At 50.5% G+C, this 15,118-nt stretch carries 11 protein-coding genes, 2 tRNA genes and 1 pseudogene; 9 read left to right on the top strand and 5 right to left on the bottom strand.

Annotated features, from left to right (window positions below; all coding sequences use genetic code 11):
* Window positions 1-106 precede the first annotated feature (106 nt).
* The 5 genes from PCAR_RS05740 (at window position 107) to PCAR_RS05760 (ending at window position 6,155) form a co-directional block, all read left to right on the top strand.
* Window positions 107-1,237, top strand: a complete 1,131-nt coding sequence (locus PCAR_RS05740) for an IS4-like element ISPca1 family transposase (RefSeq protein WP_011340707.1) — start codon at window positions 107-109, stop codon at window positions 1,235-1,237.
* Between the two features lie 98 nt (window positions 1,238-1,335).
* A complete protein-coding gene (locus PCAR_RS18595) occupies window positions 1,336-2,184 on the top strand; it encodes a hypothetical protein (protein WP_011340708.1) in 849 nt (282 codons plus the stop codon).
* A gap of 157 nt (window positions 2,185-2,341) precedes the next feature.
* Window positions 2,342-3,373 (top strand): ParA family protein, encoded by a 1,032-nt coding sequence (locus tag PCAR_RS05750; RefSeq protein ID WP_011340709.1) that lies wholly within the window; start codon window positions 2,342-2,344, stop codon window positions 3,371-3,373.
* A 608-nt stretch (window positions 3,374-3,981) separates the two neighbouring features.
* Window positions 3,982-4,983 (top strand): nucleoid-associated protein, encoded by a 1,002-nt coding sequence (locus tag PCAR_RS05755; RefSeq protein ID WP_041531275.1) that lies wholly within the window; start codon window positions 3,982-3,984, stop codon window positions 4,981-4,983.
* The gene (locus tag PCAR_RS05760) at window positions 4,983-6,155 is read left to right on the top strand and encodes a hypothetical protein (protein WP_041531276.1); all 1,173 of its coding nucleotides are present in this window, start codon (window positions 4,983-4,985) and stop codon (window positions 6,153-6,155) included. The genes PCAR_RS05755 and PCAR_RS05760 overlap by 1 nt, the downstream gene beginning before the upstream one ends.
* A 48-nt stretch (window positions 6,156-6,203) precedes the next feature.
* Here the strand turns inward: PCAR_RS05760 and PCAR_RS18325 are convergent.
* The 5 genes and pseudogenes from PCAR_RS18325 to PCAR_RS05790 form a co-directional block, all read right to left on the bottom strand.
* Window positions 6,204-7,351 (bottom strand): annotated as a pseudogene (locus PCAR_RS18325) (IS3 family transposase).
* A 328-nt stretch (window positions 7,352-7,679) separates the two neighbouring features.
* Window positions 7,680-7,755 (bottom strand) — tRNA-Ala (locus tag PCAR_RS05775).
* A 100-nt stretch (window positions 7,756-7,855) separates the two neighbouring features.
* Complete coding sequence (locus tag PCAR_RS05780) at window positions 7,856-9,142, bottom strand: NCS2 family permease (RefSeq protein ID WP_011340712.1); 1,287 nt, start codon at window positions 9,140-9,142, stop codon at window positions 7,856-7,858.
* Window positions 9,143-9,236: 94 nt separating this feature from the next.
* Entirely contained in the window at window positions 9,237-9,590 is a 354-nt protein-coding gene (locus PCAR_RS05785) for a cupin domain-containing protein (protein ID WP_011340713.1), read from the bottom strand.
* Window positions 9,591-9,867: 277 nt separating this feature from the next.
* Window positions 9,868-10,341 carry a chemotaxis protein CheW gene (locus tag PCAR_RS05790; protein WP_011340714.1) on the bottom strand — a complete coding sequence of 158 codons (474 nt, stop codon included), beginning with the start codon at window positions 10,339-10,341 and terminating at the stop codon, window positions 9,868-9,870.
* 377 nt (window positions 10,342-10,718) lie between these two features.
* Here PCAR_RS05790 and PCAR_RS05795 point away from each other — a divergent pair.
* From PCAR_RS05795 to folP, 4 genes are all read left to right on the top strand, one after another.
* A tRNA-Met gene (locus tag PCAR_RS05795) sits at window positions 10,719-10,795 on the top strand.
* Between the two features lie 69 nt (window positions 10,796-10,864).
* Window positions 10,865-12,241 carry a tRNA lysidine(34) synthetase TilS gene (gene tilS / locus PCAR_RS05800; protein WP_011340715.1) on the top strand — a complete coding sequence of 459 codons (1,377 nt, stop codon included), beginning with the start codon at window positions 10,865-10,867 and terminating at the stop codon, window positions 12,239-12,241.
* 96 nt (window positions 12,242-12,337) lie between these two features.
* The gene (gene ftsH, locus PCAR_RS05805) at window positions 12,338-14,188 is read left to right on the top strand and encodes an ATP-dependent zinc metalloprotease FtsH (RefSeq protein WP_011340716.1); all 1,851 of its coding nucleotides are present in this window, start codon (window positions 12,338-12,340) and stop codon (window positions 14,186-14,188) included.
* Window positions 14,189-15,109, top strand: a complete 921-nt coding sequence (gene folP / locus PCAR_RS05810) for a dihydropteroate synthase (protein WP_011340717.1) — start codon at window positions 14,189-14,191, stop codon at window positions 15,107-15,109.
* The last annotated feature ends 9 nt before the right edge of the window (window positions 15,110-15,118 follow it).

The following is a 15,118-nucleotide window of genomic DNA, read 5'->3' on the forward strand; positions in this document are numbered from 1 at the left end:
GAGTCACTGCTGTCCCATAGTTTGATCAATAAATAGAAGGCTCGGAACCCGTTAGTGTTATAATGATTTCGCCAAAAAACACAACAACACCGAGGAGTTCCAAGCCATGCCACATTGTAGCACCGTTCTTTCTCAAATAGTACGCATTTTCCCGAGACATGAATTTCAAGCTCTGGCGAAAAAGTATCACGCTGGACAAAAATTCCGCTCATTTTCCCGCTGGACTCAGTTTGTTTCCTTGCTGACCGCTCAATTGACTGGTCGTGACAGCCTGCGAGATATCGTAGAGAACATGTCGGCTCAAACCAGCAAGCTTTATCACCTCGGGATCAAGCCGTTCAGTCGGTCAACTTTGGCCAGGACCAACGAAACGCAACCTCACCAGATGTACGAGGCTTTGTTTCAACGTTTGCTGACCCGCTGCCAGGGCCTTGCCCCGACAAAACGCTTCAAATTCAAGGAGAAACTCTATTTACTTGATGCCTCCATGATTGACCTGACCTTATCGCTTTTTCCTTGGGCCAAGTACCGCAAGAGCAAGGGAGCCGCAAAGCTCCACATCGGATTGGATGCCGATGGTTACTTGCCTGCGTTTGTCGATATGACCGAAGGCAAAGAACATGAAATCAATAGGGCCAGAGAGCTTGAACTGCCCAAGGGCTCATACGTTGTTTTCGACCGTGGTTACACCGACTACACTTGGTATCAGGACCTCTGCGAAGAGGATATCCGCTTTGTTACTCGGCTCAAGCGCAACGCCGTGGCGATTTCCGGACCGAAGCGCAGAGGGCGTAGAAGTCCCGGCGTGCTACGGGATCAACAGATTCAACTCAAGGGTGTCGCTGGAACCTTCCGCAAGGTTGTGTATCTGGATGCTGAAACCAATATCACCTACGAGTTTTTGACCAATGCGCTGGATATCCCGGCAGCAACGGTTGCCGAATTATACAAAGAGCGCTGGCAGATCGAGCTGTTCTTTAAGTGGATCAAACAAAACCTGCGCGTGAAGAGCTTTCTGGGGACTTCTCGCAATGCTGTGATGACCCAACTCTGGATCGCTCTGTGTGCCTATCTGGTGCTGGCGTTTTTGAAGTTTCAATCGAAACTTGGGCACTCCATGCAGCAGATGTTGCGGTTATTACAGTTAAATTTGTTCGAGCGACGCGATTTTATGGAGCTGTTTGCGCCGCCCAGACCAAAAAGGTTGTTATGCGACAAACAGTTGTCGCTCATTTAAAACTATGGGACAGCAGTGCTAATGAGTATGAAGTCTTCCCCCGAAACTTGCAATCATATGTGAACTTTTTGGTTCGGTTAAATTGAATGGAGATACCATTGTCGGAAAAAGGTAAGACACAGGATCGATCCAGAGATCTTAATCTCTTTATTGCCTTGCTCGGCATTTTGGCACCTGCATCCTATTTAATTGGTTTAAGTTTTCATCAGGGAAGTCTGAGCGCTTATGGAATAAATCCCGAAGTTTTACCATTTTCGATACAAGATAGTTATATCACGGCATATTATGCTGTTTCTTGTTTCTTGTCTGGGCTTTCAAAAATCATTATCAATTTTTTAAATTCAATTTTTTCTGCTCCAGGAGTATTTATATTTATTGGTGTAGTTTTATTGTCTAGTCTTCTCTGGCATTGTTTTAATAAATTGAAGCCTGTTGATAAAATATGTTGTTTTTGTAAAAGATTTCAAACTATAGGAAGGATCATAGAATATTTTCATTGGGATAATAATGGATATATTAGAACATTGTTTTTAACAAGTTCAATGTCATATGTATTGATAACAACTTCCCTCTTCTTTGTATCTATATCATTCTTTTGGTTCGCTATTCCTTATTATGCTTATCAAAAAGGAAGTTCTGTAGCAGAAAAAAATAGAGATGATTTTATCTCTAAAGGCTGTTATGTGAAGAAAGGTGATATTTTTAGCAATTGCAAGACCTTAATATCCAGTGATGGAGAGGTGGTTTATAGGGGGCTTTTGGTCTTTCAGACAAAAGATATGGTGGCTTTTTTTACCAATACCGGTTCTTACGTCTCCGCCATACCGAAGGGGGCTGTGGTTCATAGTACTTTAGAAAAAAAAGACAAGAGCAATAAGTTGAAATCAAGTACTAAAAAAATAGTGGAGGGGAAAGTTCTGGGAGAGAATCAAGGTTGTGTTAATTGATCAGGGCCGCCCTGTCGGAGAAGATCCGGAGGGTGGCCTTTTCTTTTGGGGCGGAGTGGATATGGAAATTCCAGGAGGGACCTCTTTGCTTTGCTAATGAGTAAGGTGTCTCCAGAACTCCGCCCATCACGTTATAGAAAAGCGAATGGAGGACCCTATGAAGTTGATCTCACTTTTTAATCACAAAGGTGGTGTAAGTAAAACAACTACCGCATTTAATCTTGGCTGGGTTTTAGCAGAGCAAGGACACAAGACACTAATTGTCGACGCCGATCCACAATGTAATTTGACGGCATTGGTTCTTGATTATAACTCGGTAGAGGATATTGAAGATTTCTACGCGGCCAATCCAGGTTGTGACCTTTCAACTGGGCTTCAACCAGTAATGTCCGGAAGAATGACCGGCCTGCAGCCTGGGAATCCAGCTCCGACAGCGAATGACAACTTATTCATTTATTGTGGTAATTTAGCGCTTTCGGAGATTGAGACGCAAGTAAGCGTTGCGTTGACAACTAGTGAGGCTATTCCAGCGATTAAGAATTTGCCTGGTAGTATTGGGCAGTTGCTTCGTATAACCGGGGAAGCGCATGACTTTGAATATATTATAATTGATATGAGTCCCAGCGTTGGGGCACTAAATGAGTGCCTATTGATGTCCAGTAATTTTTTTATAGTTCCAACGTCACCAGATTTTTTCTGCGCACAAGCAATCAGGTCTCTCTCAAGTGTTATTCCAAGGTGGAATGAGGCTGTGGCTCCTTTTCGAGATAGAGAAGTCGACTATAGGCTTCCTAATATACCACCTAAATTCATAGGATTTATCTCTCAGAGATATAGGCCAAGAAGTGGTGCCCCCGCCAAGTCGTTTCAACGCTGGATTGATATAATCAAAGAGACTGTTTCAGAAAAACTAATTCCTGCACTTGAACCGATTGGTATGGCAATAAGTAAGGAAGAATTTGCAAATTATTCAGCGACTGATGAACCATATAATTTGGCCAACGTTGCAGATTTTAACTCATTGATCGCGCAGTCACAAAAGTTCAATGTACCTATTTTTGCATTAAGCGACGATCAACTTGAGCAAGGTGGGGTTATTCTACAAAACATGAAAGAGAGCCGAGACAGCTTCAGACAAGTTTTTGAGCAGATGGCCGGTGAACTGCATGAAATGACGGAAAATGTATGACCTTTCATTGCACCAGAAAGACAGGGCGGGGTAGTCGTGCAAAACTGAATATCAGTAGTCCCTGTTTTCTGGTGAGTGCTGCGCTCCTTAGTCTGCGTCTACCATTATGGATATGCGATATGGGCAAACATTAGAATGTTTTACGGTAAGGGTTTTTTGTCTGTATTTATTAGTCTGCTTTTAATGCTGGCGGGGACCTCCCGGGGAAGAATCAAGGTTGTGTTAAGTGACTAGACCCGCCCTGTTGGAGAAGATACGGAGGTCGGCTCTTTCTTTTGGGGCGGGATGGATATGGATATTTTAGGAGGGCCTCCTTTGCCTTGCTAATGAGTGAGGTGAACCCGGAACTTTTGAGTGAAAATTAGAGAAAAATATACATGTCTCGGTTTTCGCTATCAGCGGCAATAGCAACACCGTTCACAGCGGTGACATCTACATAAAGATGGGCACCATGGTCAACAAAATAAAAATCACCAACGAACTCGCCGAAGGTCAATACAACCTTGTTAATATTGAGATCAACTTTTGCGAAGAACTATTAATGCTATGTGCTTTTCCTTTTCTTTCACTAATTATTGATTTCTATATATAAACAAAGGAGGGCTGAAGTGGAAATCCACAACGCTATTGTCCATTTAGTTAAGAAGGAAAGACACCAAAATCCAGACCTTAGACTAAGAGAGGAGCCGCTTCCTGTTGACGATAAACTCTCGGAACTCATCACTTCTTTACGCAAGCTTTATAATGAAAAAACTGCACGTGGATACGGAGTTTTTCACCAAGACACAATAAATTACCCCTTAAGCACATCCCTTAACGGACATCTTAATAATGAGGTGGATTTTGTTGAATTTAGTCACAATGCCATGCGCACCTTGGTCGCAAAGGTTACAGGTGTACAATTAGCAACTGGCGGGTACATCCTTTTAGCTTCATACAATGAAAATAATGCCGATTTTCTTATTGTTGCATCAATAAAACATAGACCTGGACTTGCTTTTGATCAAAACCTAAATTTAACAGGTTCGGTACATATTGATCTTGAGCATCTTCACGAAATGGCGAGGGTAAATGTAACTTCTTGGCTAAACAATGGTGAACGATACCTTTCATTTGCAAAACGCAGAGGTGGCGATGATGGCTTCTCGGATTATTTTAGGGAATTCATTGGTTGTGAAGAATTTTGCAACTCAACTGAAATGAATAAGATAACACTTCGTGCCGTAAAAGCCTTTGGCGACCAGCGCAATTTAGATGCAGAAACACGCCGACAATTGCATGCGGCTGTATTTAATTATTTTGACGAAAAGCGATTGGCAAAAGAAACAGTATCACTTGCGGCCCTATCACATAGAATTGATGATGAGCAACCTGAAGCATTTCTTACATTTATTAATGAAAATGCCGAAGAGTATCCACTTGGCGATGGTTTTGATCCCGTAAAGAATATTTACAAAGGTTTAAAAACATTTGTAATAAAGGATGGTTCTGTTAAAATCCAATTTAATCAGGAAGATTTTGGCACACGAGTTATTCTCAATGCTGACCAAAGTCTTTTAATTCGAGAACTTAACCCTGATTTTATCAGGCAATTAGTGGATTTTCAGTGATGTGTGATATTTCTCCAAGGCTATCTTTATTTGTCAAAGCCTACCATCAAATGACTAACAAAAGATGGGAAGATGGGGACTGCCTTGGAGAAATCGAACGTACCAATGAAAACTGTGCATTAATAGCCAAGTTAGAGGACGAGGCTCTTCTTTTCCCTCCAGATCCAAAAGCCCTCATTCCTAAATCTGGCGAATTCTGTGAAATCCAACTTCAACCGCCTCGAAGCAATTCATCATTTTTCTCCAGGAGCCTTGATGATTTATTAAATTATCCCACCCATTTACATTCCCCCCCTGAAACCTTTTTCGTTGCGGATACGGATGAATATCATCCATCTACAACACAACCTTCTACGCTTCTTCGTGGATATCTTGACACTATTAAATTTATAGACCTTCTAAAATCTCTATCCGACCACTTCGATTCATCAACAGGTCATCTTAGGTTTGTTTTTCTCCAGAGGGAAAAACTGGAGGTCCAAGTACGCTACCTCAAGAAAGACCTAAGATCATTACTTTGTGTTGATAGCTTGGAAACAGTCTTGACAGAGAAAGTTCACGCTGAACAACGAAGATCAATATTAAAGAGGATACTGCTAGAAGAACTTCAGACAATACCAGAAGAGAATAGGTTTTCTGCGTTATTAAATAGGCTGGATTATATATATCAAAGATTCTTGGATAATTATCAACTGTATGTATCTGAGTTTTCTTTTGATAGCATATTCAAGGATATAAGCAACAAGAAACTTGAATATATTCTAAAATTGAACAAAAACTTTTCCGAAATTCAGAATCAATTACTTGCCGTCCCTATTGCGGCACTACTTGCTTGGTCACAAATGGGAAAAGGTTTTAACATTAAAAACAGTCTTGTTTTTTTAACCTCCTTGGTCTTTGCTTTTTTCATGTCGATGCTCTTGCGAAATCAAAAAGCAAGCCTAGGTGCCATAAAGGAAGAAATTAACGATCAACTTGAAACTCTCAAAAGTGACTATGTTGCACTATCCTCTAGGTTTAAAAAAATATACGATGACCTAGATGACCGTTGTAGAAAACATGGATGGCTTCTTGTTCTCGTCGATATTTCTGTTGGAACCATTATAGTGGCTGTCCCAGCTGTACTATTGTTTTACTACTCCATCCTCCAAATGTGGGTCAATCAGTTCTAGCCCCCCTCAGTGCCAAACCTTGCGTAAAATTCTCTTCAAGCCCTCAAATTACTTTTTAATAGATTTGGCACCGTAAGCTTCCCCGTCAAGTAGACAGTCGAAAGTTGAGGTTTCGGCGTTTCTTGACATGTATTCTACCGGCGTCAGATCCCCCCAGGGAATCGTGAGGGCGCTGTTCGTTGTAATCGATCATCCACCAGGAAGTGGCCTCCCGGACTTCGGCCAGATTCCGGAACTGATACAGATCAAGCAGTTCGTTCCGATAGGTTCGGTTGAAGCGCTCGATGTATGCATTCTGGTTCGGTTCGCCGGGTTGGATGTAGTGGATCATCATCCCGACAGACTCGGCTCAAGTTACAAACTCGCTGCTTAGAAACTCCGGGCCGTTTTCCACCCGGAGCAGATTTGAAAGGCCACGGTTCAAGCGTAGTCTCTCAAAGACCCGGATTAGGCGTCGGCCGGTAATCGCGGTGTCGATTTCAACCTGAAGCACCTCGCGATTGAAGTCGTCGATCACCTTAAGGGTGCGAAATCGTTTTCCGGCATAGAGCGTATCGCTAATGAAGTCGGCGGACCAAACCTGGATCGGGAGCTGCGGCAAATAAAGTGGCTGCTTAACCCGTTTCGGCAGTCTTTTCTTTGCGCGGCGTTTTTGATTTAGCAGTAGCTCGCAGAAGGCGCGATACACCCGCTTATGGTTCCAAAGATGCCCCTTGCGACGCAATACTTTATAGGTTTTTCAGAACCCCCAGCGGGGATGCCGGTCGATCACCGCATTGATCGCCTGGATGACCTCAGCGTCACGATTCAGGCTTTTTGATATCAAGTAATAGGCCGCCCGAGACGGGCCGATACAACGGCAACTGCGCTGTACGGACAAACGGTCTTCGGCAATCAAGTAAGTTACGGCTTTACGCTTCTCAGGCGACCTTAAAGCTTTTTTTCAATTAGATCTTTCAGCGCCCGGTTTCCAAGGCCATGTCGGCATACATGCGCTTGAGTTGAGAGAGTTCCTGTTCCATCTCTTTCAAGCGTTTTAGGTCGGATGCCTGCATGCCACCTTACTTGGATTTCCAGTTGTAGTAGGTGTCGTCGGAAATGCCGTGTTTGCGGCAGAGATCCTTGGCCGGCGTGCCCGCGTCAGTCTCCTTGAAAATGGCAACGATCTGCGTTTCCGTGAATCGTGGTTTTTTCATAAGAGCCTCCTGGTCGTAGTGCGCCAGAAAACTCTACTTTTGTCATGTCTTTCATTTGGGGAAGCTTACTTGACATCCGGGCCAGTTCCGGATCGAGGTAATCTCCCTTTGGTCCGCCTTGGGGGGGGGGCGGATTTCTCCTTTACCTGAATAATGCCCGAGGCCGTCAAATTTATCTGCCGCTGAAAGTAAAAAGCCCCTGACCGCAATAGTGCGCCGGGGGCTTTGTATATATTGAGGTTTTAAAAATGTGTACGCAGGGTGTGAACGCATGTGTACGCGACAACTGGAAAGGGGTTACGGAAAATTTCCGTAACCCCTTGATTCTTGGTGGAGCTAAGCGGGATCGAACCGCTGACCTCTTGAATGCCATTCAAGCGCTCTCCCAGCTGAGCTATAGCCCCGTGCGTTGTGGAGGAGTTTATAACAAAAGCTTTTGAGTTGTGTCAACAGGTTTTTTTTCGTCTGCTATCGTTTTTTGATTTTGCGTTTACGTCGCGGCTGTCAAAGGCACAGGCTGATCAGGGAGAGAAGGGCCGCGCCGAGCAAAAAAGGGTCGCATTGGCGCCATTTGCCGAGCAGGATCTTGATCAGGGCGTAGGACAGAAAACCAAAGGCCAGGCCGTTGGAGATGGAATAGGTCAATGGCATGAACAGAATGGTCAGAAAGGCCGGCGCCCCTTCTTCAAAATCGTAAAAATCGATCTGCCCCATGCCGCGCATCATAAAGATACCGACCATAATCAGGGCCGGTGCCGTAGCGCAGGCCGGTACGGCTCCGACCAGGGGGGCGAAAAAGGCAGACAGTAGAAACAGAAGACCGGTCACCACGCTGGTCAGTCCGGTGCGACCACCATCGGAAACGCCGCTGGCCGATTCAAGGAAGGCCGTGGTGGTGCTGGTGCCAAGTACGGCTCCGCCTACCGTGGCCAGGGCATCGGCGCTGAGCATGCGCGGCAGTCCCGGAATTTTTCCATCCTTCTTAACCATACCTGCTTCGCGGCAGACCGCCAGCAGGGTGCCGAGGCTGTCGAACAGGTCCATGAACATGAAGGTGAAGACGGCGGCCCAGAAGGAAAGGTTCAGGGCGCCGAGAATGTCGAGCTTGAAGGCTATGGGCGCCGGGGAGGGCGGCATGGCCACCAGGGAATCGGGCAATTGCGCTTCACCGCTGAAAAAGGCCAGTGCCGTAACGGTGAGGATGGAAAACAGCAGGGCGCCGCGCACCCGGCGGATTTCCAGGAAAACAGCCAGCAGCAGGCCGATAAGCCCGAGCAGTACCGGGCGGGTAATGGGGCCGAGGCCGACCAGGGTGGCGGGGTTATCGACGATCAGGCCAAGTTTCTGCAGGCCGATAAAGGCGATAAACAGGCCGATGCCGACAGCGGTGGCCAATTGCAGTGAGACGGGGATGGCTTTCAGGATGCGTTCGCGAAAACCCAGCCAGGTAAGAAGCAGAAAGATGATGCCGGATAAAAAGACGATGCCGAGGGCGGTCTGCCAGGGGATGTGCTGGTTTATGACCAGCGTGTAGGTAAAAAAGGCGTTGAGCCCCATGCCCGGTGCCATCATGATCGGAACGTTGGCCCATAGCGCCATGAGCAGGCTGGCAAGACCGGCCACCAGGCAGGTGACGGTGGTCAGGGCGCCCTTGTCCATGCCGGTAGCGGCCAGCATGTCGGGGTGAACGAAGATGATGTAGGCGGCCGCCATAAAGGTGGTCGCCCCCGCCACGATTTCGTTGCGCAGGCAGGTGCCGTTCGCCTTGAGATGGAATAATCGCTCCAGCATAAAGGCCTCCTTGGAAACATGAAAAAGCTATGGAGATATGGGGTCGTTCTAGCATGTTTGCCAGGGAGGCGACAGTGTTTTATGTGGCGCGTGTTTATGCCGGTTGCTGTGTGCGGAACATGGTGAGCAGCATTTTCATGTCGGTGGCGGCATTTACGGCATGGGGAATATCCGCCGGCATGACGACCAGGTCGCCGGCCTTGGCTGAAACGACCTCGCCGCCGATGGTGATTTCGGCGCGGCCTGCCAGAACCTGAACAAAGGCGTCAAAAGGAGCGCTGTGCTCGGACAGGGCCTGTCCTTCGGCAAAGGCGAACAGGGTAAGAGTGCCGACCGGGGTTTGGGTCAAAGTGCGGCTGACGATCGCTCCGGGTTGGGTGGTCACCAGGTCGGTCATGTTATGGGCGACGCCAGGGACAAGGTTTCCGCTATCGGGATGTTTGTTCATGATGGCCTCCGGTATTTCAGATTGATGAAACAGAGTCGGTGTCTTTGAATCCGATCTTTGCATCAAAAAGAGACCTGCCCCTTGATGGGAATCAAGGATTGCGGCTTTTTAGTATGGTGACGGCTGTTTTTGAAACGCAGCAAAGGCAAAGGGGTAGGCAGAGGGCTGGGAGGCGGTGGTGCGGGGCGCTTCCCATTAAGAGAAAGAGCCCCGCATGGAAGCAAGGATGTTGTATGCGCTTTTTGGGCTGTTGTTAAAGGTCGTTTCAGGTTGCTCCTTAATTCCGGATTATCAACCTTTCGACGTCGAGCAGGATCTTTACCTCGTCGTCCATTTTGCCGATACCGCTGATATAGTGCCCGGCTTGGGAATGATTGGAAGCGGGGGGCGGTTCGACTTGTGCTTCGGGGATCCCGGCGACTTCGTTGACATGGTCGACAACCAATCCCATGGCTTTTTCGTCGACATTCACCACCACGATGCAGGTGCGTTCGTCGTAGGCGCGTGCCGGCAGGCCGAAGCGGGCACGTACATCCATCACCGGAATGACCTTACCGCGCAGATTGATGACGCCTTTGATGAAGATCGGCAGGTTGGGGACTTTGGTGATTTTCTGAATGCCGATGATCTCAATGACATAGCGTATTTCAATGCCGTAGTTCTCTTCGGCCAGGGAAAAAGTCAGGTACTTGTCCTTTAGCGTATCTTCGTTCTGGATGCCAGCTCCGGAGCCTTCAACAAGTTGGGTCATTGCGTAACCTCCGTTTTTTTCTGCAAGGATGAATGTCGGCGCTGCCTGGTACCCTTGTGCGCGAGGGCTTTTTTTTGGCAAAGCGTTTGTTGTTGCCCATCGGTGGAACATATCTGGCTGCTACTTATTATTTTCTGTGGTGGATGTCAAGATGTACATTGTTTGCCGCGACGCTAAAAAGTGCCTTGGGCCGGCCTTGCCGGAGGTCTTGTGATGTTCTGGCACTGGTTTTTCCTGGGAGGCCTGTCGTGAGGAATCGGGTCGGTTAAAATAATCGACATTTCTTTTCGGCTTTATGCTTGACAAGCTCGAAGGCTTTGGTTTATAAGATAGCCCACCTGAGGGGGTGACCCCTGAAACGAACTAAATAACACCAAGGCGGTGTAGCTCAGTTGGTTAGAGCATGCGGCTCATATCCGCAGTGTCCGGAGTTCGAATCTCTGCACCGCCACCATATAAAAGGCCCTCCTGGATACCAGTGAGGGCCTTTTCTTTTTTGAGCTGCCGGAGGTCTTGTCGATCAATGCAGGCTCTTTTTAAGCGCATTCTTGTAAACGACATACAGGTAAGCCCTGGAGACGCGATTCTGGTGGGGTTGTCCGGCGGCGCCGATTCCATGGTACTGCTCGACGTGTTGCTGCACGTTGCCGATAGTTTGCAGCTTGCTATCCTGGCTGCGCATCTCGATCATGGCATGCGTCCGGAAAGCGCGGACGATGCGGCATTTGTGGCACGTTTCTGCCGGCGGCGAGATGTCCCTTTGACCGTAGGTCACCGGGATGTGCCGGCTTTGGCCAGGCAACATAAACAGGGTCTGGAAGAGGCCGCCCGGGAGGCACGGCGGGAGTTTCTGCAGCAAACCGCCCGGGTTGAGGGCTGTCGTTTTATCGCCCTTGGACATCACCGGAACGATCAGGTTGAAACCTTTCTGCATCGCCTGCTGCGTGGTAGCGGTTTGTCGGGTCTTGCCGGCATGCGGTTGCGTTCCGGCCCTTTCATTCGTCCGCTACTGTCTTTTTCCCGCCAGGACATCCTTGCCTACCTTGACGATCACCAGATTCCCCATGTCGAAGATGCCAGTAATGCGGATACCGTTTTTACCCGCAACCGTTTGCGACATGAGTTGCTGCCTCGGCTGCGTGACTTCAACCCCCGCATTGAAGAACATCTGGCCCGCCTGAGCCGACGTATCGCTGTGGAAGAAGATTATTGGACCGAGCAGGTCGATGCATACCTGGAGTCGTCCTGCGAAGAGGGCGATGATGGGCTGTGGCTGTCCCGGCAGGGGTTAACCGGCCTGCATCCCGCGCTGCGCAGTCGGGTGCTGCGCGGAGCGCTGCTGCGGTTGCGCGGTGATTTGCGCGGCATTGGCGCCAAACACCTGGCATCCCTGGATGATTTGCTGGATGCCCCGCGTTCGGAGGCGGAGGCGCACTTGCCGGGAGTCTGGGCGGCGCGGCGTTATGAACGGTTGTGGCTGCGTACGGCGCCGCCACCGGATCCGACGGACTTTGCTGTTGTGGTGCCGGGGCCGGGGGTGTACGATCTGCCCGGTGGCGGTCGCTTGAGCGTCTCCCTGAACCAGGGGTGTCTCGGGGAAGACCGATGGGCGACAGAGTTCGATGCCGATAAGGTGCCGTTTCCCTTGTTGGTGCGTCCGTTTCGCAAAGGCGACCGCTTCTATCCGTGCGGCGCTCCCGGTCATCGCAAGCTCAAGGATTTTTTTATCGACGCCAAGATCGATCGGGAAATACGGCGTTCGTGGCCTCTGGTTGTGGCGGACGAAATCCTCTGGTTGCCGGGCCTGCGGCGCGGTCACGGACGTTGGCCGCAAACTGTTGGGGGGCGGGTGTTGAGGCTGGTCGCTTCCGGCCTGTCCCGACCCAATCAAAGCTTGTGAAAGTAAAGGGATTATGATAAATTTCGAAAACATTTCAGTGGTTTTGGCCCTATTCTGGCATAGAGAGGGCGTTGCCGCACAAAGTAAGGGGGAACAGTGAATCCGATCTTTAAGAATCTGGCTCTTTGGCTGGTCATTTCCCTGGTCATGATTACCCTGTTTAATCTCATGACCAATCGAAAAGATGAGCCGAAAGCCATATCCTATACGGCGTTTCTGGATGCCGTGGAAGAGGGTACCGTTCAGGAAGTCATGCTGGAAGGTTCCAATATCGAAGGCAAGGACCAGGATGGCGCGGCCTTCAAAACCTTTGCGCCCAATGACCCGCGTCTGGTCGAGGTGTTGCGCACCAAGGGGGTTACCATCCAGGCCAAGCCCGAAGAGGACCGCGGGTTCTGGATGACCATGCTGTTTTACTGGGGGCCGATCATCCTGTTCATCGGTGTATGGATCTTTTTTATCCGTCAGATGCAGTCCGGTAGCGGCAAGGCCATGAGTTTCGGCAAAAGTCGGGCCAGGCTGCTGTCCGAAAGCGGCAACCAGGTTACCTTCAAGGATGTTGCCGGTATCGACGAAGCCAAAGACGAACTGCAGGAGATCGTCGCCTTTCTCAAGGACCCCAAGAAGTTTTCCCGACTCGGCGGCCGCATCCCCAAAGGGGTGTTGCTGGTGGGCCCTCCCGGAACCGGTAAAACTCTGCTCGGCCGTGCCATTGCGGGAGAGGCCGGGGTGCCGTTCTTTTCCATATCCGGCTCTGACTTTGTCGAGATGTTCGTCGGGGTCGGCGCCAGCCGGGTGCGCGATCTGTTCATGCAAGGCAAGAAGAACGCGCCCTGCATCATCTTTATCGACGAGATCGATGCCGTGGGGCGCCATCGCGGTGCCGGCCTGGGTGGCGGGCACGACGAGCGGGAGCAGACCCTCAACCAGTTGCTGGTGGAGATGGACGGTTTCGAGTCCAACGAAGGGGTTATCCTGATCGCCGCAACCAACCGTCCCGATGTCCTCGATCCCGCCCTGCTGCGGCCGGGTCGTTTCGATCGGCAGGTGGTGGTGCCGCGTCCGGATATCAAGGGCCGCGCCATGATTCTGGATGTGCATGCCCGCAAGGTGCCTCTCGATGACGATGTGAACCTTGACGTCGTGGCCAAGAGCACGCCCGGTTTCTCCGGGGCGGATCTGGCCAATCTTATCAACGAAGCGGCCTTGCTGGCTGCCCGCCGTGATAAGGAAAAAGTCGGCATGCAGGATCTGGAAGCCGCCAAGGACAAGGTGCTGATGGGAGCCGAACGTCGCTCCCTGGTGATTACCGAGAAGGAAAAGCGGGTCACGGCTTACCACGAGGCGGGACATGCGGTGGTGCCTTTGTTCCTGCCGGAGGCGGATCCGGTGCACAAGGTTTCCATTATTCCGCGCGGTCGGGCTCTTGGGGTGACCATGTTCCTTCCCGAAGAGGAAAAATACAACCAGTCCCGCGTTGGGCTGGAAACCGCCATATGCGGTCTGCTCGCCGGGCGTGTGGCCGAGGAGCTGGTGTTTGGTGAAATGACCAGCGGTGCCAGCAACGATATCGAGCGTGCCACCCATATCGCGCGCAAAATGGTTTGCGAATGGGGGATGAGCGACAAAATCGGTCCTCTGGCATTCGGCGAGAAGGAAGGCGAAGTTTTCCTTGGTCGCGACCTGGGTCATACGCGCAATTACAGCGAATCCACCGCCGTGGAGATCGATACGGAAATCCGGCGTATCGTGCAGCAGAGTTACGATCATGCCCGCCAGATTCTCGAGGAAAACCGTGAGGGATTGGTGCGCGTCGCCGAAGCCCTGTTGGAGCGTGAAACCATCGATGGCGAAGAAGTTCGCAGCATGATTCTCGGCGAAGACGCCCAGGCGGAACCTCAGAGTGAAAACGAATCGGCAGACGATGCGCCGACCGTTGAGGTATAAATGCGCTGTGACCGGCAGGTAACTACCGAAAGATGTTGTGCGGACGGGTGGGGGCTTCCCGACCCGTCCGTGCTTCCGACCATCATGCAGGGGCGTAGCTGCCGACTCGATTTGCAGCGTCCCTTGATCATGGGGATACTTAATGTTACCCCGGATTCCTTCTTTTCCGGAAGCCGCGCCGCCTCTGTGGAGGATGCCGTGACACGGGCCCTGCGCATGCAGGCTGACGGAGCGGACCTCATCGATGTCGGAGGCGAGAGCACGCGCCCGGGAGCGGCTCTGCTCAGTGAGCAGGAAGAGATCGACCGGGTGGTGCCGGTTCTGGAGGCGCTTGCCGACAGACTGTCCTGCCCTTTATCCATCGATACCAATAAAAGTGCCGTGGCGCGTGCCGCGGTGGCTGTCGGAGCCGAATTCGTGAACGATATCAGCGGATTTGCATTCGATGCCGACATGGCCCGGACGGTGGCGGATTGCGGTGCCGGCGCTTTCCTCATGCATACCCGCGGCAGGCCCGAAGATATGCAGGCCGACACCGTGTATGAAGATCTTTTCGCAGAGGTTGTCGATTACCTGCAAAGGGCGGTGGTCCTGGCGGAAGAGACCGGGATTCCGCGCGCCAAGCTGGCCGTCGATCCCGGTATCGGGTTCGGCAAGGACCTTGCCGGCAATCTGGAGATTCTCAGCCGGTTGCGGGAACTGCATGCCCTCGGCCTGCCGGTGCTGCTGGGAACGTCGCGTAAAAGTTTCATCGGCAGGGTCATCGGCCAGCCCGATCCTGCCGAACGTCTGAGCGGTACCCTGTCCACCATTGCCCTGGGGGTGGCGTGTGGGGTCCAGATCTTTCGGGTTCATGATGTGCGTGCGGCTCGGGAGGCGGCTCTTATGGCATGGTCTGTGGTGCATCGGCAGCTGCCCTAAAACATTATT

Source organism: Syntrophotalea carbinolica DSM 2380 (genome assembly GCF_000012885.1).
GTDB classification, from domain to species: domain Bacteria; phylum Desulfobacterota; class Desulfuromonadia; order Desulfuromonadales; family Syntrophotaleaceae; genus Syntrophotalea; species Syntrophotalea carbinolica.